3 protein-coding genes are annotated in these 1,277 nt (G+C 59.0%); all 3 read left to right on the plus strand.

Annotation, left to right across the window (positions count from 1 at the left end; translation table 11 throughout):
* Positions 1–373, plus strand: a 373-nt coding sequence (locus tag ACXRVY_RS29765) for a type II 3-dehydroquinate dehydratase (protein WP_458239048.1), incomplete at its 5' end; no start/stop codon positions are given.
* 24 nt (positions 374–397) lie between these two features.
* Positions 398–862, plus strand: a complete 465-nt coding sequence (accB, locus tag ACXRVY_RS29770) for an acetyl-CoA carboxylase biotin carboxyl carrier protein (RefSeq protein WP_223462770.1) — start codon at positions 398–400, stop codon at positions 860–862.
* 17 nt (positions 863–879) lie between these two features.
* On the plus strand, positions 880–1,277 hold a 398-nt coding region (locus ACXRVY_RS29775; RefSeq protein WP_458239049.1), incomplete at its 3' end, for a biotin carboxylase N-terminal domain-containing protein.

Raw genomic sequence — 1,277 nt, forward strand, 5'->3', positions numbered from 1 at the left:
GGCGCAGATCAACCAGGACCTGGAACGCCGTGCCCGCGAAGCCGGTCACCATTTGCTGCACCTGCAAAGCAATGCCGAGTACGAATTGATCGACCGCATTCACGCTGCCCGCAGCGAAGGCGTGGACTTCATTCTGATCAACCCAGCAGCTTTTACACATACAAGTGTCGCATTACGTGACGCGCTGCTGGCGGTGAGCATCCCATTCATCGAAGTGCATTTGTCTAACGTGCACAAACGCGAACCTTTCCGCCATCACTCTTACTTCTCCGACGTAGCGGTGGGAGTGATCTGCGGCCTTGGCGCCAGCGGTTATCGACTGGCCCTGGAGGCCGCCCTGGAACAGCTTGAACAACAAGTTAACCGCCCCTGACCGACCCTTGGGAGTTGATGATTCATGGATATCCGTAAAGTTAAGAAACTGATCGAATTGCTGGAAGAGTCCGGCATCGACGAGCTCGAGATCAAGGAAGGCGAAGAGTCCGTACGCATCAGCCGTCATAGCAAGACCCCGGCTCAGCAGTACTACGCGCCGGCTCCAATGCATGCTCCGGCTGCCGCGCCTGTCGCTGCCGCTGCTCCGGCTGCCGCTGCTGCACCTGCTGCCGCCGCCGCTCCAGCATTGAACGGCGCCGTTGCCCGTTCGCCGATGGTCGGTACGTTCTATCGCAAGTCTTCGCCATCCTCGCCATCCTTCGTGGAAGTCGGCCAGACCGTGAAGAAAGGCGACACCCTGTGCATCGTTGAAGCCATGAAGATGATGAACCACATCGAAGCTGAAACCAGCGGTGTGATCGAATCCATCCTCGTCGAAGACGGCCAGCCGGTTGAGTACGACCAACCGCTGTTCACCATCGTTTGAACCGCGGAGAGCCTTTGATGACTGCGAAGTTGGAAAAAGTTCTGATCGCCAACCGCGGTGAGATCGCCCTGCGGATCCTGCGCGCCTGCAAAGAAATGGGCATCAAGACCGTCGCCGTTTACTCCAAGGCTGACAAGGAACTGATGCACCTGGGCCTGGCAGACGAATCCGTCTGCATCGGTCCGGCATCGGCCGCCCACTCCTACCTGCACATTCCGGCAATCATCGCCGCGGCCGAAGTGACTGGCGCCACCGCCATTCACCCAGGCTACGGTTTCCTTGCGGAAAACGCCGACTTCGCCGAACAGGTCGAGAAATCCGGCTTCGCGTTCATTGGCCCGAAAGCCGAAACCATTCGCCTGATGGGCGACAAGGTATCGGCCAAGCACGCCATGATCGCTGCCGGCGTACCGAC

The sequence above is a fragment of the Pseudomonas sp. P5_A2_2 genome, assembly GCF_054177685.1.